12 protein-coding genes are annotated in these 19,696 nt (G+C 65.1%); 2 read left to right on the top strand and 10 right to left on the bottom strand.

Translation table 11 applies throughout. From position 1 onward, the window contains the following. Positions 1–171 precede the first annotated feature (171 nt). The 10 genes from PX52LOC_RS43610 to rho form a co-directional block, all read right to left on the bottom strand. A complete protein-coding gene (locus tag PX52LOC_RS43610; protein WP_168219023.1) occupies positions 172–5,496 on the bottom strand; it encodes a calcium-binding protein in 5,325 nt (1,774 codons plus the stop codon). Between the two features lie 451 nt (positions 5,497–5,947). Then, positions 5,948–6,706, bottom strand: a complete 759-nt coding sequence (locus PX52LOC_RS15895; RefSeq protein ID WP_149111041.1) for an RNA polymerase sigma factor — start codon at positions 6,704–6,706, stop codon at positions 5,948–5,950. A 461-nt stretch (positions 6,707–7,167) separates the two neighbouring features. Continuing rightward, positions 7,168–10,296 (bottom strand): Tex-like N-terminal domain-containing protein, encoded by a 3,129-nt coding sequence (locus tag PX52LOC_RS15890; protein WP_149111040.1) that lies wholly within the window; start codon positions 10,294–10,296, stop codon positions 7,168–7,170. A gap of 151 nt (positions 10,297–10,447) precedes the next feature. Beyond that, positions 10,448–10,933 carry a DUF6314 family protein gene (locus tag PX52LOC_RS43870; protein WP_390637340.1) on the bottom strand — a complete coding sequence of 162 codons (486 nt, stop codon included), beginning with the start codon at positions 10,931–10,933 and terminating at the stop codon, positions 10,448–10,450. Further along, positions 10,930–11,682: a PIG-L deacetylase family protein gene (locus PX52LOC_RS15885; RefSeq protein WP_149111039.1), complete on the bottom strand. Its 753-nt coding sequence runs from the start codon at positions 11,680–11,682 to the stop codon at positions 10,930–10,932. Before PX52LOC_RS15885 ends, PX52LOC_RS43870 begins: the two co-directional genes overlap by 4 nt. A gap of 107 nt (positions 11,683–11,789) precedes the next feature. Further along, positions 11,790–12,527: an alpha/beta hydrolase gene (locus tag PX52LOC_RS15880; protein ID WP_149111038.1), complete on the bottom strand. Its 738-nt coding sequence runs from the start codon at positions 12,525–12,527 to the stop codon at positions 11,790–11,792. Between the two features lie 344 nt (positions 12,528–12,871). Continuing rightward, positions 12,872–13,579, bottom strand: coding sequence for a 5-oxoprolinase subunit PxpA (locus PX52LOC_RS15875; RefSeq protein ID WP_149111037.1), 708 nt, complete (start codon positions 13,577–13,579; stop codon positions 12,872–12,874). Beyond that, on the bottom strand, positions 13,534–14,583 hold the full coding sequence (locus PX52LOC_RS15870; protein WP_149111036.1) for a type I phosphomannose isomerase catalytic subunit: 1,050 nt from the start codon (positions 14,581–14,583) through the stop codon (positions 13,534–13,536). The genes PX52LOC_RS15875 and PX52LOC_RS15870 overlap by 46 nt, the downstream gene beginning before the upstream one ends. A 75-nt stretch (positions 14,584–14,658) precedes the next feature. Then, on the bottom strand, positions 14,659–15,276 hold the full coding sequence (locus tag PX52LOC_RS41965) for a hypothetical protein (protein WP_218575494.1): 618 nt from the start codon (positions 15,274–15,276) through the stop codon (positions 14,659–14,661). Positions 15,277–15,466: 190 nt separating this feature from the next. Further along, positions 15,467–16,837 (bottom strand): transcription termination factor Rho, encoded by a 1,371-nt coding sequence (rho, locus tag PX52LOC_RS15860; RefSeq protein WP_218575443.1) that lies wholly within the window; start codon positions 16,835–16,837, stop codon positions 15,467–15,469. A gap of 1,022 nt (positions 16,838–17,859) precedes the next feature. Here rho and rfbB point away from each other — a divergent pair. Further along, positions 17,860–18,873, top strand: coding sequence for a dTDP-glucose 4,6-dehydratase (rfbB, locus tag PX52LOC_RS15855; RefSeq protein WP_149111035.1), 1,014 nt, complete (start codon positions 17,860–17,862; stop codon positions 18,871–18,873). Between the two features lie 55 nt (positions 18,874–18,928). After that, a complete protein-coding gene (locus PX52LOC_RS15850) occupies positions 18,929–19,657 on the top strand; it encodes a sugar phosphate nucleotidyltransferase (protein WP_149111034.1) in 729 nt (242 codons plus the stop codon). The last annotated feature ends 39 nt before the right edge of the window (positions 19,658–19,696 follow it).

The following is a 19,696-nucleotide window of genomic DNA, read 5'->3' as shown; positions in this document are numbered from 1 at the left end:
GACGCCTCCATGCGGGGCGCTTCGAATGACCGTAGCCGCATCAAAATGGCACGATCGGTTCACGCGGACTCGGCTAGGACCAGGACGGCGCCTGTGGTTTGCTCGACTCGAACACGAGAACAACGCGGGGTGGTAGTCCACCCCGCGTTGTTGGAGTTTGTCCGGACTCGCTCACTGGGCCAGGGCGTTCAGGGTCGTGGTGACTGTGACCGCCTCGGACTTGATAATTTTCGTCTGGACCACTTTCACGCGGCCGTCGGGTTGGACGGTGAAGGAATCGATGTTGGTCATCATGACCGTCCGCTTGCCAGAGGCCGTGAATCCGACGAGGCTGTCGGCGGTCGTCTGGATGTACAGAACCTTCCCGTCCGGAGACTGTTGAACGTCGGTGGCGTGGTCGGCACTAAGGACTCCGCCAACGTAGACGTTGCCGCCGAGTTCGACCGCGACGATGGAGAAATCGTTGCGGACCAGGACGGCCGTGGTGGCGGCGCGGGCGACATCCAGCGTCTCGATGCCGATCAACGTCTCCTTCGGCCCGATGTAGCTGACGCGGGCGGTGTCGGCCCCGACACCTCCGTCCAGGATGTCGACCGAGCCGTCGTTGGCCCCGCTGAGGGCGTTGCCGATGAGGAGATCGCTGCCGCCGGAGCCGTACAAAGTGTCCGCCCCGAGGCCGCCGATGAGGGTGTCGCCGTCCGGGTCCGTGGCGGCCCCAGCCGCAGTAAGGAACGTGTCGCCGCGGATGAGGTCGTTGCCGGCCTCGCCGTCAACGTAGTCGCTGCCGAAACCGGCGGTAATGGTGTCGTTGCCGTCCCCACCGTAGATCACGTCGTTCCCGGAACCGGGGTTGCCGAGGGAGGGGTCGGCGTCCACGGTGTCGTCGCCGGCGCCGGCGTAGATGGTGTCGTTGCCAGCCCCGCCACGGATGGTGTCGTTGCCGATGCCGCCGGTGCTGCCCGGGATGACGATGCGACCGAACTTGTCGAGGATTTGCGTGACCGGGTTGTCGCCGTAGATGGTGTCATTCCCGGTGCCGCCGTCGAGGGTGTCGGCACCGTCGCCGCCGAAGAGTAGGTCATCGACCAAACCGCCGGTGATGACATCGCTCCCGTTGCCGCCGTTCAGGACGGTCGGGCCGTTGTACCCCGCGGCGTTGATGGTGTCGTTGCCGTTGCCGCCGGTCACTTGGATGCTGCCGGTGACGGGGACGCGATTGCCGAGGCCGGACAGACTGATGGTGTCGTCGCCGTCGCCGGCGTCGATGCGGACGTTCTCGATGCCGAGGAACGCGGCCTGGTTGGCGGAGCCGAAGCTGCCCAGGAGTACGCCGCCGTTGCCGAAGACGTTGACGATCCCGTCGCTGGGCGATTCCAGTGTGATGGCGTCCGCGAGGGCGGTGCCGAGGATCACGAACACGTCGTCGCCGGTGTCGCCGTTGAACAGGTCGCCGCCGAACTGGCCGAGGTCGGACTGCTGGAGCGTGTCGGCGTCCGCCCCGCCGTTGAGGCTGTCGTTGTAGGGGCTGCCGACGAGCGTGTCGTTTCCGGCGTCGCCGCGGAGCGTGTCCGTCAGGTTCGTCGCGTAGAGCCGCAAGTCTTGGATGCGGGAGTCCAGGTCGTTCAGGTGGTTGGAGATCAGCGTCAGTTGCGGTTGGAGCGTGGCCTGCTGGTCCGGCGGCAGGGCCGCCTGTTGCGCCTCGACCTGGATTTTCAGGTTCGTGAACTGGGTCCGCTCGGTTTCCAGGGGTGCCGAGAGCGTACTCGCCTCGGCCTGCGTGGCGGGCGCGGTGAGGGCGGGGAGCACCAGTTGGTAAATGGCCCCGAGGGTGGCCCGGAGGCTGTTGTCAAGGAAGGCCTTCAGGGTGTCGTTGCCGCCGCCGCCGCTGATGACGTCGCGGCCGGTCTCGCCGACGAGCGTATCGGCCCCCTCGCCACCGTCGATGTCGTCGCCACCGTCGCCGCCGAGGACGGTGTCGCTGCCGTCGCCGCCGCGGATCAGATCGGCCCCGGCCCCGCCGACGATCACGTCGTCGTCCTCGCCGCCGTCCATCTCGTCGCCGAAGCCGTCGCCGGTGTTCAGTAGGATGTCGTTGCCCTTGCCGCCGTACACGAAGTCGCGGAGCAGGCCCCCGTCGATGCGATCCTGGCCGCCGTTGCCGTAGATGGCGTCGTTGCCCGCCCCGCCCTGGAGTGTGTCGTTGCCCTCGTTGGCGGCCGCGACGGTCACGATGGGGATGGGCGCGGCACCATTGTCGCCGTCGCCGTAGATGGTGTCGTTGCCACCGCGGCCGTCGATGGTATCGTTCCCGGCGTTGCCGTAGAGCAGGTCGTTGCCGCCGCCGCCGAGGATGGTGTCGTCGCCGAGGCCGCCGTCCACGCTCAACCCGGTGGTCATGCTCTCGGCGACCTCGATGCGGTCGTTGCCGTCGCCGGCGCGGACGATCACGTTCTCGATGTCGGTGGTGAGTTTGAAGAAGACGGTCTGGCGGGCGGCCGTGGAGCCGACGCCGCGGCGGCCGGCGCTGAAAACGCCCGCCGTGGCCGTGGGGGCGATGAGAATGTCGTCTGCCTTTTCGGCGTTCGTGACGGCGTCCACGCCGCCGCTGATCGTGATGACGTCGCGTTCCGGGCCGCCGCGGAGGACGTCGTTCAGGCTGTCAGCGTCGTTGAAGTCGATCTCGAAGCTGTCGCGGCCGCTCTCGGCGCCGAGCATGGCGGTGTCGTCGCCGAACTCGGTGTCCAGGCCGGTCCCGCCCGCGAGGATGTCGTCGCCGGCGTTGCCGATGAGCGTGTCGTTGTCCGCCCCGCCACGGAGGACGTCGTTGCCCGCGCCCCCTTCGAGCCGGTCCGCGCCGGCGTCGCCGACCAGGCGGTCGTTGCCGACTCCGGCGCGAAGGGTGTCCGCGCCGTCGCCGCCGATGAGGAGGTCGTCGCCGTCGCCGGCGTCGATGGTGTCGTTGCCCAGGCCGCCGTCGAGTACGTCCTTGCCGACACCGGCGGTGATCTTGTCGTTGCCGTCGCCGCCGAAGACGACGTTGGCACCGTTCCCGGCGTTGATGATGTCGTTGTCGGCACCGCCGTCGATTTGGTCACTGCCTGCGCCGGTGGTGATGTTGTCCGCACCGTCGTTGCCGAAGAGGGCGTTGCCGTCGTCGCCGGCCGTGATGATGTCGTTGCCGTCGCCGCCGCGGACGGTGTTGAACCCGGCCCCGGCCTTGAGCGTGTCGTTGCCTGCGTTGCCGATGAGGATGTCCGAGCCGTTTCCGCCGTCGAGGATGTCCGCGGCCGCCCCGCCCGTGAACTGATCGTTCCCGTCGCCCCCCGTGGCCTGGATCGGAATGCTGAACGTGTCCGAGGACTCCAGCCGGTCCGCGAGGCCGGTGCCCGTGAAGACCACTTTGGTCACGGCTTTCGTGGCAGTGCCCACGCCGCGACCGAACCAGATCACCTTCACGTTGCCGTTCTCCTGTGACAGTTGCACGTTGGCACCGTTCGCATCGGCCGCGGCGTTGATAGCCAGCACACCGTTGGCGTTGATGAGCGAGTCCACGTTGAGGATCTGCGTGGGCACCAGGGCGAGTTTGCGGAAGCTGGCCTGGCCCGTCGTGCTCTGGACGGTCTTGTCGCTGGCCGTGCTGAAGAGCTTCTGGCCGCGGTATTCCTTCTCCGCGAGCGTGATGTCCGGCAGGAAGGGAATGGCGAGTTTGAGGCGGACGCTGCCGGAGAGGTTGGCGTCGGCGAAGAACGTCATGCTGTTGGCGAGGTTGTCCGCGACGCTCTTGTTCGGGTCGAAGACTTCGTCGAGGTAGATCTTGCCGTCGGTCGGGTCGGGGTCGTTGAACTTGACGCCACCGTCCAGAGACGCGCCCGCGCCGATGCTGATTCCGACGCCGGCGATGCCGAAGAGTTTGGCCGTCGCCTCGGCGGTCAACTGGATGCTGCCAGAGAGCGAGAGGTTGGTCCGCGGGTCGATGTAGAGACCGGTGGTGTCGAACCCGACGCCGACGAAGTACTTCACGCCGGCCTTCTCTTCCAGGCCCAAGCTAATCGTGGCGGTGAGGGCCGGGGGGAGGATCGGGAACGTAACCGGCGGCAGGGTCTGGCTGGCTTGCAGCGGGTTCCGCTCGCCGGAGATGGTGTACCGCACCAGGTCCACGTACTTACCGTTGATGAGGTCGTCCACGGCGGCCTTGGCGTTGTCGAACGTCAGGGTCTTGCCGGGAAGGAGTTCGAACCCCGCCGGCAGGGCGTTCTTAATGGCGGTCAGGATAACGTCCGGATTCGCGCCGGTGGCGTTGTTGACGCTGGTGGCGTTCGCGTTGAAGGAAAGTGATCCGGTGTCGAGGCCGAGTTCGTGAAGGATGTTGATGCTGCCAAGGTCCGGCAGGTTGCCGGAAAGGACGCTCTTGAGTCCGCCGGAGAGGAGCGGCAGGTTGTCGCCGGCGAAGGAGCCGATGACGCCGGTGACAGCTTGCTTCAGCACCTGCACGGGGTCCGGGGCGTTGAGCTTCGTGTTCGCGGTATCGACGCTGAAGTTGGTACCGGTGAAACTACCAGCAAACTGGCCCGTCCAGGTGATGGTGCCGAACACGGGCACCTTGGCACTGAACGTGATGGGCGACGCGGCGGTGCCCAGCGTGACCGAGGTGCCGGTGAGGTCGCCGACGGCGGAGGAAGCCAGCGCCGACACGCGGACCCGCTTGTCGGCCGTGCCGTCCTTGTTGTCCACCAGACTGACGTTGCCCTGTACGTTGGCGTCCAGCTTGCCGCTGACGCTGACGCTCGCCAAAGAGCGGATCGCCAGTTCGCCCTTGGCGTCGCCGGCGATGTGCAGCTTGTTGAGGGCGAGCTTGCTGCCCTCGGCGACGTAGAACGTGGGCACGCCGTTGACGAGGTCCACGCCGTAATCGACGTCTACGACGAAGGTGGACTTGTCGCTGGAGAGCGAGCCCTGAATCTTGCCGTTCACGGCGTCGTCGAAGAAGCTGAAGCCGTTCTTGTCCCCGCCGGCGCTAAAGGACTGCGGGTCGATCGCCTTCTCGAAGTGGTACTTGATGCGGACGAGGTCGCCGCCGGCGTCCGGCGTGAGGCTGAAGCGGGTGACGGTGGACCCCGGCACCGTGTCCTGGATCTGCTTGGCGAGGTTCTGAAATTCGGCGTCCACGCCGGCGATGGCACTGCCGGCCGTCGCGGCGGCCTCGTTCAACTTGGCGAAGGCGGCGGTGAACTGGTCCGCCAGCTTCGCCACGGAGGCGACGTCCTCCTTGAGCACGGGCACGTCCGAGGCGAAAGTGCTCACCACGCCGGCGGCGTTGGCCGCGGTGCGGGCGACGTCCGTCCCGGCGTTGAAGGCGTTCACCAAATCCGCGTGGAGCACCGCGGGGACCTCCCGCGCCTCCAGGGCGGACAGGCTCAGGGTAACTCGCGGGGCGGCCCGGCGGGCCTTGCGGGACTTGGAGTTCGACTTCATCCAGTTGGTCATGATGGAGAACATGGAAGGGACTCCGAACGGGGCCGGGCGGGCCATTGGCCGCCGCTCCGACAGGGGTAAGACAGGGTGAGCCGGAATGACCCACGCGAATACCTAGTCGCGACCCCGCGGGCTGTGACAAAAAAGTTCAGAGGAAGGGGAAGGTGTCCGTCGCCCTCCACGGCCGGCACTGAGATTGGGACGACGATGAATCGCTGACGGCCGAGACGGTTTGCCCCTCAGCGGCAGCGCGTACACCGATGCAGAGGTGCCTGAGACGAAGGTGATTCAGATCGAGATGGCCGCACCAATGATCTTGGCGGTGCTGCCGCTGCGGGGGTACGAACTGCGGGAGCAACTCAGTTCGGATGGGATGGGTGTGGTTTTCAAAGCCTGGCACGTTCGCACGGACCGCGTCGTGGCTCCGATGCTTCCCGTGGTATGCGGCGTGTTGCGATTGGAATCGCCGTTGGCTCTACTGAACCCGCCAGCGGTCGAGCGCCTTACGGCAGAAGCCGAGAAACCCCAAATCGATCAACTCCTGCGCCACGCGGTCCTCATCCCGCGTGGGAATCGATCGCGCCACCTCGTCCACCACCTTGTCTGAAAACACCTCCCGGCCCCGCTGGAGAATCTTCCGCACGTTCGCATCCGTGTACGCCTCGATGGCCTTCAAGTTTGCCGTCAGTTGCACGGCCAACTCGACAGAAGTGAGGTCCGGCTTCTCCGCCCGCAGCCGCAACACGGAATAGTACGGCGGCCCGCCGCGGTTCTGCTCCTGCTGGAGAGCCTGCCAGGCCACGTTGAGGATTGCTTCGCGCCAGTGTGTCAGAAATTCTCCGTCGACAGGCTCCTCCGGCAACACTTCCGGCTCTGCCGCCAAGGCCACGTTCACCGGTTTGCTGGAACTGCGGCGCACAAGGTTGATCAAGACCGTTCGCAGGTAATCGCGAAAACGACCCCGCCCGGGATCCGCATGGCGGAAATCCCCTTTGAGGAACCGCAAGGCGAATTCCTGGAAGAGTTCCGCCGCCCGGTCAGGGTCCTTCACGCTACGCAGGAGGTAGCCGTAGACCGCCTGATAATACCGATCAAGAAACGCGGCCGCCGCCGCTCGGCTCTCGTCAGCCTGCACATCGTCGCGGCGGGCCAGCCCCGTCCACATGGTGGAGATCTGGCTCAGCCTGTCCGCGGGAATATTGGAATCCATCACGGACCTCTCCCCGAGCTCCAACCCTCTAGCCTACACCTTCCTCACCCCCACATGCTAACTCATCCGCTCGCCCCCGTTGGCGGCCTGCGTGAACCGGGGATCGAGATGTACGGGTCGGTGCGTCCAGATCGCGCGAGTCGAAGAGTTACGTGTGGTGATGGGTGAGACTCCCGACTTTGGAAGGGGCGTTCATGCCCATCCTCCCCGAGCGGTCGACAATTGGGAGACGACACCGCCCGCGGACAGAATAATCTCGAACCGGGCGAACGGACAGGGCAGACTTGTTGACAAGGCCGATGAGAGCGGTTGACAGAGCCCGCCGTTGATCCAGTGCGTCGGGACGGCGGCTGGCCTGCTTACCTCCCATTCGCATCGCCGGACGACCGACCGTGGTTTCGTCCGGTGAGCAAAATAGTAAACCCGCAGGTACTTCGAATCGCACCTGCGGGTTTTGTTGCGTCGCGACGGATGGGCTCTGAGTGTTACCCGTTGGCGGGTGGTGTTTCCGGCGGCGTCTCTTTCTTATCCTCCGGCTTCGGCGCGTCTGGCTCGGTCCGCGCCTTGAAGAACACGGCGAGTTCCCCGAACGTGTTGAGCGCCGCCTTGCCGGCCTTCTTCTCGTCGGTCAGTTTCACCACCGGCCGCGGCTTTTGCGGTCGCGGCGGCGGGGGCGGCGTGGCCGGGGTTGCTTCGGCGGGCGGTTGCGGGGCCGGCCGGGGGCGGTCGAACCGCCGACTGGCGGGTGCGCCCGGTGCGCCGGGGCGGGTGCCTCGGGGCGGGCCGGTCGGCCGCGGCGGGCGGTCGCCTTGTGGCTGTTGTGGCCGCTGCTGCGGCTCGCGGCGGGGCCGTTCGGCCTGCGGCTCCGGTCGGCCCATCGGCTGCCGTTCCTGGCCGGGCGGGATCATCGACAGCGAAATCTTTTTGTCACCGGGCTTCACCTCCATCACCCACACCTTCACCACGTCGCCGACCGCCACCACCTCGTAAGGCGACTTGATGTAGCGGTTCGCCATCTGGCTGATGTGAACCAGACCGCTCTCTTTCACACCGATGTCTACGAATGCCCCGAACGGGACGACGTTCAGCACGGTGCCGGTCAATTCCAGACCGGGGGTCACGTCTTCGAGCTTCAGAATGCCCTTCTTGAAGACCGGCGGCGGCAGCTCCTCCCGCGGGTCACGGCCGGGGCGGGCGACGGAGTGGAAGATGTCCACGAGCGTCGGCAACGCCACGTCGAGCTTCTGGGCAATCTCGTCCGGGTTGGCCTGGTTCAGTTTGCCGCGGAGTTCCTCGACCTTCGCCTTGTCCCGCAGGTCGGCTGGCGTCAGGCCGAACTCGGAGAGGACTTTCTTCGTCAGTTCGTAGCTTTCCGGGTGGACCCACGTCATATCGAGCGGGTCGTCGCCGTCGTTGATCTTCAGGAACCCGGCCGCCTGCGTGAAGCGGGCTTCGCCCATCTGCGGCACGCTCTTGAGTTGCTCGCGGGTCTTGAACGCACCGTGGACCTTGCGGTACTCGACCAGTTCGCGGGCGGCGAGTTGGTTCAACCCCGACACGTGCCGGAGCAGCGGCACGCTGGCCGTGTTCACGTCCACGCCGATGTGGTTGACGCACGACTCGATGACCGCTTCGAGCGATTCCTTCAGGTACTTCGGCCGCAGGTCGTGCTGGTACAGGCCGACGCCGACGTGCTGCGGGTCGATCTTCACCAGTTCGGCCAGCGGGTCTTGCAGGCGACGGCCGATGGACACCGTGCCGCGGGTGGTGGCGTCGCGATTCGGGAACTCTTCCTTCGCGATCGGCGACGCGGAGTAGTCGCTGGCCCCGGCCTCGTTGACGATGACGTAAGCGAGGTCAACGGGCGCGTCCGGCAGGCCGTCGAGGACGATCACTTCCGCGGGCGGTGGCGGCGGGGCGGTCGGCTCGGCCGTCACGGCGGTGGCGGTCACTTCCGTCGTCGTCACCGATTCGGCCGTTGCTTCCGTCGGCGTGGAAACGGTGGTCGCCTCGCCGGGCGTGGAGGTCATCGTGCTGAAACTCTCGGCCGAGATCGACGGCGGTGTAATCATCACCGACTCGACCGGCGCGGCCGCCGCTTCCACGGCCGAGGGCACCACGGTAGTCGGCTCGACCGTGACCGATTCCGACTGCGTGACGGTCGGCTGCGGGTTCAGGCGACGGTTTTCCAACTCTGCGATCAGGTCGGAGACGAGTTGCTCCGTCTCGCGGCAGGCGGTCCCGTTACCGATGGCGATGACCGGCGTCTGGTACTTGCGGATGAACTGTTCGAGCTTCCGCTTCGCCTCTGCGGCCTTCTTCTGCGGTTGGTGCGGGAAGACCACCGAGTCTTCGAGCAGTGCCCCCGTCTCGTCGAGGGCGGCGATCTTACAACCGGTGCGAAGGCCGGGGTCGATGGCCAGCACCCGCTTGCCGCGGAGCGGCGGCTGCAAGAGCAGGCCGCGGAGGTTGCGGGCGAACACGTCCACCGCGTGGTCTTGTGCCCGCTCCGTCAGGTCGCGGCGGATTTCGCGCTCCAGGCTCGGCAGGATCAGCCGATCCACGGCATCGACCATTGCGTTCGTCAGGATGTCGCGGTGCGTGTGGTCAGCCAACGGCAGGTGGTCGGCGGCGATGTGCTTGGCCCGTTCCGCATCGACTTCGAACTTCAACTTGAGGACTTGCTCCTTCTCGCCGCGGTTGACGGCCAGCACGCGGTGCGGCGGGATCATCCGCACCGGCTCCTTGAAGCTGAAGTACTCGCGGAACTCCTTGCCCTTCTCCTCGGGCAGCCCTTCCGGCCGGTTCGACGCGAGGACGGCGGTGTCCCAGGTGAAGGCCCGCAGCGGCCCGCGCACGTCGGGGAACTCGGAGATGACTTCGGCCAGGATGTGCTGCACGCCGGTGAGGATGTCTTCGACGGTATTGAGCTTCTGGTCCGGGTTCACCATCCCCGGCAGAACCTCGGCCAGATTCGCGACGGTTTCGTCCTTGTTCCAAATCGCCTGGGCGAGCGGTTCCAGCCCCTTCTCACGAGCCTCGGTGGCGAGCGAACGCTTCTTCGGCTTGTACGGCAGGTACAGGTCTTCGAGCCGTTTCGGGTGGTCGGCTTCGAGGATGGCCGCTTGCAGGTCGTCGTTCAGTTTGCCCTGGTTGGCGATGGTCCGCAGGATCGTCTGCTTGCGGTCGCGCAACGCACGCAGGGCGGCGACGCGGTCCTGAATGCGGCGGATGGCGACTTCGTCCAGCCCGCCGGTCCGTTCCTTGCGGTAACGGGTGATGAACGGCACCGTGTTCTGTTCGTCCAGCAACTGCACGACGGCCTCGACGTGCATCCGCCGGATTTGCAAGTCCTGCGCGAGCCGCGACAAGTCCTGCGACTGCGGCGCGGGCGGCACCTCGGGCACCGGCTGCGACGGCAGCGCGGGCTCCTTCGGTGCGGCCGGTGTCGGCTGCTGCGGTTCGACGGCAGTCGTCGCGTTCTCGGCGGTTTGTGGCACCACCTCGGTCGCTGTTGCCTCGGCGGCGGGCGGCGCGGCCTCCGTGATCGGCGGCGTGGCGTCGGCCGGCGGCGTTTCGGGAACGGCGTCGGGGGTCGGTTCGGAAGGGGTCATGCGTGAACTTCCGCTGAGGGACAGCGCGTGTCCGGCCGAAAAAGGGTTCGGCGGGCTGGGGGAACAGAGTCTTGAAGGTTTACAGGGGTTCGCGGAGCGAGTCAAGAACGCGGAGGCTTATTTACTAGGGCTTCACGCGGCGCGAATCGCATCAAGAATAGAGGTACCGGATCGCCTCTTGCTTCCGCGGGCCTCGCACCGACCACGTGAAGACGATTTGTGGGCCGACCACCTTCAAAATTCCCGAGTAACAATCTTCGCCGCAATGGTGGCTCTCGGCTTCCCTCCATTCGCCGTGAACCGAGGGGATGAGATCAAAGAGAAGTACGGGATTATCGACTCCGAACCGGAGGTGTTCGAGTCGGAGCGAATCGTTTCCCGCGGTCCATCGAAAGGTGTTGGTGAACCGTGTTTCAATCCCGACGCGAGGCGACCAGGCCCCCGATTCTTCGAAGGTCAGGACATTCGGCGACAGCTCGGAAACTCGAACATCCCCTCGCCCGGTTCCGTCCCAACCTGTCCCCGCCTCGCTGCGGGATTCAAATGTCAGGCAAGTTATGCCGTGGAGCCGCGACCAGAGTTCGGGCAGCGTTTGCAAATCGGTATCCCCGCCGGAATCGCGATCCTTCGAGGTCACACCACTCCCAGCAACTCGCCCAACAAATTCCCCTGCGGGTAGCTGTGGCCCAGGTGTTGACGGAAGCCCTCGGCGAACGCGACGCCGCGGCCTTCGGCCTGGGCAGCGGACCAATGCCGCATCGACTCCACGAGGTTGTCGACGCCGTGGTGCGATCGCAGCCACGCCCGCTGGCTTTCGTGGCACTCCAGCATCTTCGACTTCGCGTCGATCGCGCTCGAAATGTCGACTCGGAACGACGGCGGGATCGGGCGGCCGAAGGCGTCTTTGCCTTCCAGCGGGTCGCAGTAGTAGAGGTGCGGGATGTGCGCGATCGGCGGGTGGTCGTGGCGGCCGTGCAGGAAGTTCGGGATCGGGGCGGCGAACGTCGCGGCCCGCACGATCTTGCTCGTCTGCTCGTGGTCGAGGTGATAGTCGTCCGGGCTGTGCGTTAGCACCACGTCGGCTTGCACTTTGTTGATGAGCCGCACGGTCTTCTCTAGCACTGCCTCGCCGTACACCACCCGCAGGTCTCGCTCTTCCAGGCAGTGGTATGTCGCGCCGATGGCCTTCGCGGCGGCATTGCCCTCACTTCGGCGAATGCGGGCGATCTCCTCCGGTGGATACTCGGTGGAACCGCAGTCGCCGGGGGTCATCGTCGCGATGTGGAGTGCCCAGCCGTGTTCGCGTTGCAAGCGGACCATCACCCCGGCACAGAGGAATTCAGCGTCGTCGGGGTGGGCCAGGACGGCGAGGATGGTCTTGCTCATGCGATCGGACTCGGCTCGTTGAAGGATGAAACGGGCGAAGGGGTGACACGGTGCGGGTTTTACCCCGGCACCCGATCACCCCTTCACCCGTTCACTCTATGAAAAAGTCAGTCCCGCACGGCGTACAGGTCGTGCTCGGCGTTGACAGCCCCGACGACCCAGCGGTTGATGTCGCGGAACATGGCCGCGTGCAGCTTCGTGGTGTGCGGGTACTCGAAGAACCGCACGTCGGCCCCGGCGGCATATAGCGACTTGTAATCGCGGGCCATGCCGGTGCGATCGGCGGTTTCGTCGCCGGTCGCTTGGCCGAGGAAGACTTTCATCTGCCGGGCTTCGGACGGGTGGAAGACCGGGCGGCCTTCCGTCGGGCGGGGCATGGTGCCGTTCAGGGCGATCACGCCGGCGACCTTCCCGGCCAGGGCGAACCCGGCCCGGTACGCGGCTTCGGCCCCTTCATTCACGCCGACGAGGTAAACCCGTTCGGAGTGAATGTGGTACGTCCGGCGGGTCAGTTCAACGGCCAGCCGCACGTACTCGCCGTACATCTCGTCGGCGTTCGCGTGCTTCCAGCCGAAGCCCTTCTGCCCGCTCGGCCGCTTGCCGAGAGGTTCCGGACCGCGGATGCTCAGGTAGATGAAGTTCTGGTTCGAGATCTTCGGCGCGAGGCGCAGGACTTGGTCCTCGTTGCCGCCCCGGCCGTGGAACAGCACCAAGAGCGGGTAGGCGTAACCGGGTTCGTAATTTTCCGGCAGGTGGGTCCGAATGGGCAAGCCGAGCATCTGGTCGGCGGCAAGGTCGTACCCCTCGTCTGGGCGGTCCGTTCGCCAGTAATTCATTTCCGGCATGGGTAACCTGGTTTCCTTGGTGGTCCCGGGCAGGCGGTGGGTTCGTCGAGGGGGTCTTTCGAACGCACGTCGTCGGGGTCTGGGTTTACGGCTGTTTGACACGGGTCAAGCCGCGGCAAGTCTACGTTGACCCTAGGGCGCGGTCAACACAAGCCCAGGCGAGACTTGAGGCAAAATTGCAATTTTTGCCGAATTCGTGTGCGATTGCTCCGGATAAGCGGTCTAGACCGGAGTTGGTTGACTTTTTCGCCTGGTGAAAGACGCCCCAACTGCCTGGAAAACAGGGCAAAAGCTTCCTCCCACGTCTGAAATTCCATCCCGATTTCGCACCGCCGGAAAGTGTCTCACAATCGCCCCGTGAACGCCCGGAGCTCGTGCCCGCGGGCCAAAATCGCCTCCCGTACGGCCCGCACGAACGCGACCGCTTCCGGGTTGTCGCCGTGGACGCAGATGGTCCGCACGCCCTTCTCGCGGATGAGGCATTCGACCTGCGAGACGGCCTCCGTCGGGTCGTGCAGGAAGGCGTCCGGTTCGGTCCGCGGCACGAGTGAACCGTCGGGCCGATACCGCCGGTCCGCGAAGCCTTCCGCGATGAACGGCAGGCCGACCGCCTTAGCCGCCGCTTCGAGTTCCGAGTTCGGCAGACCGACGACGGAAAGGCCGTTGAGGAAGGCACTTGCGATCACCGGCTTGGCGTACTTCGCCTCGCGGCATGCCTGGTTGTACAAGGCCCCGTGCGGCTTCAGGTACTCGACTTGTGATCGGGTAATGCGGGACAAGCCGAGGATCGCGCCGATTTGGTGGATGGTCAGGGTGGCGACTTGTTTGTCGGTCAGGTCGAGTTCTCGGCGGCCGAAGTTCTCGCGGTCCGGGTAGCCGGGGTGTGCCCCAACGGCGACGCCGTGTTCGGCCGCAAGTTCCAGAGCCGCCCGTACCGTGTCGGCACTGCCAGCGTGCGCGCCGCAGCAGACGTTCGCCGACGTGATGAGCGGCATCAGTTCGGCGTCTAGGCCGGCACCTTCACCGAGGTCCGCGTTGAGGTCGATGAGCATGAGGGCACCTTGGCAGAAGCGGCCTCACCCAGGCCGATTTCCAGCAGCCGCAACCGGCCCGACGGCAGCACGGTGCATTCGCCGAGATTGGCCGGCAGCAGGTACACGTCGCCGGGCCGCAGGGCGTCCGCATCGCCGTCGCCCCACTCGATTTCCGACGGACCGTCGGCTTCCAGCACGACGAGCAACCGGCACTCCCCCGGTTTGTCCACCCGAATGCGGCAGTTCGGCTGTCGGTGGTGCATCGTGAAGTACCGACACGCCACCAGTTCGTCGCGGTCGCCAGCCTGCGTTGGCGTCACGGGGTGGCACGGCCCCAAGTCGAAGTTCGAACACTCTAGCCCGTCGTCGACGTGCAGTTCCCGCGGCTGCTTCGTCTTGGCGTCCACGCGGTCCCAGTCGTAGAGGCGGTAAGTGATGTCGCTGGTCTGCTGCACCTCGAACAGCATCAGGTTCTGCCCGATGGCGTGGACCGTGCCGGCTTCGAGGAAGACGCAATCGCCGGGTCGCGGCGTGAACTGGTGGAGCGTGTCCGGCGTGGTCTTGCTCGCCATCGCCGTGCGGAAGCAGTCGGCCGTGACGCCGGGGCGGAACCCGGCGTACAGCTTGCTCGTCTCGGGGTCGGCGTCGAGGATGACCCACGCCTCCGTCTTGCCCAGCGCCCCCGGCTTCTTGGCGTGGGCCTGATCGTCGTTCGGGTGGACCTGCACCGACAATTCCGTCTTCGCGTCCAAGAACTTCAGCAGCAGCGGGAACCGCCCGTTCGACAGTTTCGCCCCCCCGAGAATGCCTTCCGCGTCTTGGACCAGCAATTCCCGCAGGGTGGTGCCCGCGAGTGGGCCGTTGGCGACGCGACTGAGGCTGCCGTCCACGTCGGAAAGCAACCACGCCTCGCCGGTCGGTTCGTCGCTGGCCGTGTGCCCGAGGAACGGCCGCAAACGGGTTCCGCCCCAGAGCATGGTCTTGAAGATCGGCTCGAATTTGAGCGGGTAGGCGGTGGTCATGAGGGTGATTTAGTTGAAGATCGCTGAAACGGGTACACGAGTTCGTAACAAGCCGCGGACGACCGGCGGCGGGTGTCAGGATTTATCTAGCACGAGGTCCACGACCCAGCACCCGCGGACGTGCGTCTGCTTCTCATCGCGGCAGTGGTCGAGGACGTTCGCATTTTCGCACCCGGCGTCTTGCAGTGCGTCGGCGAGAATCGGCATCGCGCCGAAGTCGCGGGCGTCGTACATCGTCTGCGCGACGCCGACGGCCGTGGACGTCCTCCACGTGGAGGCAAAAGCAACGGGGCGGAACGGGTTGCCGAAGATGTCGCGGACGGCCTCCCTCAGTTCGGGCGGGTGGTGGCGGGTCACAAGGTCGTTACACTTGGACCCCTCGACTTGCGTCAGAAACCCTACGAACGGATTACTGAGCGGCGATTTCAACCAGTGAAGGGTTTGGAGCGCGTCCGTACATGCGTACCGGAACTCGTCTCGCGAGATGACTTTGTCCATGTGCTGTTCGGCGGCCGTCAGCGCGGTACGGAAAGAGTCGTCCGGCAGTCTGTCCCACAGTTGGCGGTAGAAGTGGCACCAAACCTGGCGCATTTTCCGGCCCCAAGCACCGCGCCGCCACGCCGTCTTACGCGAACGGGCGAACGAGATTAGCGCGTTCGCGTCGGGTGAAGTCAGCCAACTGTCTTCGGTCATAGTCGATTCTCGATCGAGAGCAATTTCGACTTACCATCGTTCGCTTCCATCTAAACACAACCACCCCCGCCCGGATATGTCCGATGCTGGGGGTGGTTGGGGTGAACGGTTCGTGCCGGAGTTCTCGGTTCAGTCCGCGATATGTCGCGGCACGCTGAAGATCAAACTCCAACACGTCGTGGTGCGAGGATTAGTTCAGATTCATGCTCAACAAGAACTCGGTGTTGCTCTTGCTCTTGCGGGCACGGTTGACGAGCAGTTCCATCGCCTCCGTCGGGTGCATGTCAGCCAGCACGCGGCGGAGCATGGCGATCTTCGTCAGTTCCTCCGGGTGGAGCAACAAGTCTTCCTTCCGCGTGCCGCTTCGGTTCACGTCGATGGCGGGGTAGACCCGCTTCTCGACGAGCCGGCGGTCGAGGTGGAGTTCCATGTTGCCGGTGCCCTTGAACTCCTCGAAGATCACGTCATCCATCCGGCTGCCGGTGTCGATCAGGGCGGTCGCCAGGATCGTCAGGCTGCCGCCTTCTTCGACATTGCGGGCCGCCCCGAAGAAGTTCTTCGGCTTCTGCATGGCATTACTATCGAGGCCGCCGGACAGAAGTTTGCCACCCCCGGGGGCCTCGGTGTTGTGAGCGCGAGCGAGACGAGTGATACTGTCGAGCAGAATCACCACGTCGCGCTTCAACTCGACCATCCGCTTCGCCTTTTCCAGCACGACTTCGGCCACGTGAATATGTTCCTCGGGCGGTTCGTCGAACGTGCTGGCCACCACTTCAGCGTTGGTCCCGCTGACGAGGCGTTGCATTTCCGTCACTTCTTCCGGCCGCTCGTCAACGAGCAGCACGAAAACGTAGGCTTCGGGGTGGTTCTTGAGGATGGCGTTGGCCATCTTCGAGAGCAGGATGGTCTTGCCGGTCCGCGGCGGGGCCACGATCAGCCCCCGCTGGCCCTTGCCGATCGGCGTGATCAGGTCCACGATTCGCATCGACAGTTCGTCCGGCGTCGATTCGAGCGTCAGCCGCTTGTTTGGGTGCAGCGGCGTCAGGTCGGCGAAGCTCGTCACCGTCGAGGTTTCGTCGCCCGGCTTGCCGTTGACGAGTTCGATCTGCATCAGGGCGAAGTTGTCCTGATTCTCGATCGGGAGGCGGATCGGGCCTTCGACCACGTACCCGGTCCGCAGGCTCATCCGGCGGATCTGGCTCGGCGACACGTAAATGTCTTCTGGGCTGGACAGGTAGTTGTGGGCCGCACTGCGGAGGAAGCCGTAGCCGTCGGGCAGCACTTCGAGGGTGCCGGACCCGCGGACGACTTCGCCGCGTTCGATCTGCCGGCGGACGACGCCGACGATCAGTTGAGCTCGGGTCATGCCGGTGTGCTCGCGCATCCCTTCGCTCTCGGCGAGGGCGAACAGCTTCGGCATCGGCATCCGGTACAGGTCGTCGAGTTTGACGGCCGGGCCGGTGCCGCGGGCGGGGCGTTCTTGACGCTCGGGCCGGTCAAAGCGGTCATCGCCACGGTCCCGGTCGTTCCGCTCCATGCGGTCGCCGCGGTCGCGGTCCATGCGATCCCGCATCATCGGAGCCGGGCTGGCCGGACGCGGCGGCAGGGGCCGTTGGGCTGGGGCCTGCGGTCGGTGAGCGGGTTGCTCGGCATGAGCGCGTGGGGCGTCGGTTTGGGGCCGGGGGGCGGGGCGTTCGGCTTGCGCTCGCGGTGCCGGTGGCGCGGGTGGCTCAGCTTGCACTTGCAGGGCTGGGCGTTCGGCTTGCACTCGCGGGGCGGCTGGTGCCGGGGCCGGGGCCGGCACTTCTGCCACAGGTGCCTGGGCCGGAGGAGCCGTTGGCGTTTGGGCGGGGGCCGGTTCGGCCGCGGGAGTTTCGGGAATGGGGGGGAAAGCCGTGGATTCCGGGGTGGCCGCAGAGGTGGGGGCGGCCGCTGCATCGGCGACCTTGCGGACGACACGTTTCCGGACGACGGGTCGTTGCGACCCTTCGACGCTCTTGGCGTCGGGCATAACAGCATCCTCTGAAATGGAAAACAACGGAGCAGACACCACCCTGGGCGACCGCGCCGCGGGTGTTAAAAGTTTGAAAGTCACAATTCATCAAGGGCGGGGTTTCGACCCCGTTGATGGGGATCGACTCCGACGGGCTGGCGATCCATCGCCCGTGCACGCCGAACGAAACGCTGAGTAATACTCGGGACAATTCCGTTCTAACACGCAATCTTGCAGAATCACTACCCGAAATCGTTTCCGTCGATCAAGCAATTCTCCTGCCAATGGCAGGAAACGGAACCACGATAATTATACGATTACACTTGGAGATTCACACTAGTTGGATCACGAAAGACTTCACTAGGGGAGACGGAGCAATTTCTGATTGGTCCGTATCGGCAAGTGCCGGGTAACGTGCGACTGCGAAAGTAGTCTACGGTGCATTACGTCGCGTGACAATAGTAATATAGCGGACGATTCGCGAGAATCCAGTGCGAATGCCAATTGTCCTCACTACGCGCGTTCGGTTTGACTCCGGTCGGTGATTCCGGTAAACCTCCCCACAGACTGTTCCGTTTGCGAGAATCGTTATGCCGACGCTGTTGGTTACGGGCGGGTGTGGGTTCATTGGCAGCAACTTCGTCCGCCACCTCTTGGCGACGGACCCGAGTTGCAAAGTCATCAACTTTGACGCGCTGACCTACGCGGGCAACCTCGCCAACCTGAGAGACGTTGCGAACCACACGAACTACAAGTTCATCAAGGGCGACATCACGAACCGTGACGAGGTTCGCGCGGCCCTGCAACTCGGCGTGACGGACGTGATCCACTTCGCGGCCGAGAGTCACGTCGACCGCAGCATTCAGGACAGCGGCCCGTTCATCAAGACCAACGTCCTCGGCACGCAAATCCTGCTCGACGCCGCCCGCGAGTTCAAGGTCCAGAAGTACGTGCAGGTGTCCACCGACGAGGTCTACGGCAGTCTTGGCCCGACGGGGCTGTTCACCGAGCAAACGCCGCTCGACCCGAGCAGCCCGTACTCGGCCAGCAAAACCGCCAGCGACGTGCTCGTGAAGGCGTACCAGCACACCTTCGGCATGAACGCGGTCATCACCCGGTGCTCGAACAACTACGGCCCGTACCAGTTCCCGGAAAAGCTGATCCCGCTGTTCGTGACGAACCTGATGAACGACCAGCCGGTGCCGGTGTACGGCGACGGCATGCAGATCCGCGATTGGATTCACGTCCTCGACCACTGCCGCGGCGTCGAAGCCGCGTGGCGGAACGGCAAGGCCGGTGAGGTCTACAACTTCGGCGGCCGCTGCGAGCGGGCGAACATCGAGATCACCAAACTGCTCCTGAAACTCCTGGGCAAGACCGAGTCGCTGATCCGCTACGTCGCCGACCGCCCCGGCCACGACCGCCGGTACGCCATCGACTGCACGAAGGCCGAGCGCGAACTCGGGTGGAAGCCGCTGGTTTCGTTCGACCAGGGTTTGCAGGAAACGATCGACTGGTACAAAGCCAACGGCGACTGGATCGCGGGGATCAAGAACAAGGACTACCTGAAGTACTACGAAACGCAGTACGGCAAACTGAGCTAGGTTCGCCGCGACGCGGAGGCTCTGCGGTCCGGCAAGGATTCACACGGAGAACAGCATGTCCATTCGCGGCGTTATCCTGGCCGGCGGCAAGGGCACTCGCATGGGCGAGTTGACGAAGGTCACGAACAAACACCTGCTGCCCGTCGGCGCGTGGCCGATGGTCTACCACCCACTGAAGAAACTAACCGGGGCCGGGATGCAAGACGTCCTGCTCGTTTCCGGCACCGAGCACATGGGCGACTTCGTCGAACTCCTCGGCTCCGGCAAGGACCACGCCTGTCGGCTGACGTACCGCGTGCAGGACGAAGCCGGCGGCATCGCGCAAGCGCTCGGGCTGGCCGAACACTTCTGCATGGGCAGCCGGTCGTGCGTGCTGCTCGGCGACAACATCTTCCGCGACCCACTGATCTCGTTCATCGAGAAGGCGAACACCCGGCCCGACTGGGCGTGGATCGGCCTGAAGCAAGTGCCCGACCCCGGCCGATACGGCGTGGCGGAACTGAACGGCGAGCAAGTCGTGAGCATTGAAGAGAAGCCGGCGAACCCGAAGAGCGACTACGCCGTGGTGGGCATCTACGTCTACCCGCCGGACGTGTTCGGCCTGATCCGCACGCTGAAGCCGTCGAACCGCGGCGAGCTAGAAATTACCGACGTGAACAACCACTACCTGAAGCAGGGCCGCATGGGGTACAGCATCCTCGACGGCTACTGGACAGATGCCGGAACACTCGACTCGCTCGACTTCTCGAACGAGTTGGTGCGGAAAGACCCACCGCGGTTTTGAGAAGGACTGAAAGCCCAGGGACGGTCCTCCCTGGGCATT

Source organism: Limnoglobus roseus, assembly GCF_008254045.1.
Lineage (GTDB): Bacteria > Planctomycetota > Planctomycetia > Gemmatales > Gemmataceae > Limnoglobus > Limnoglobus roseus.
This window is presented reverse-complemented; position numbering and strand designations above follow the sequence as displayed.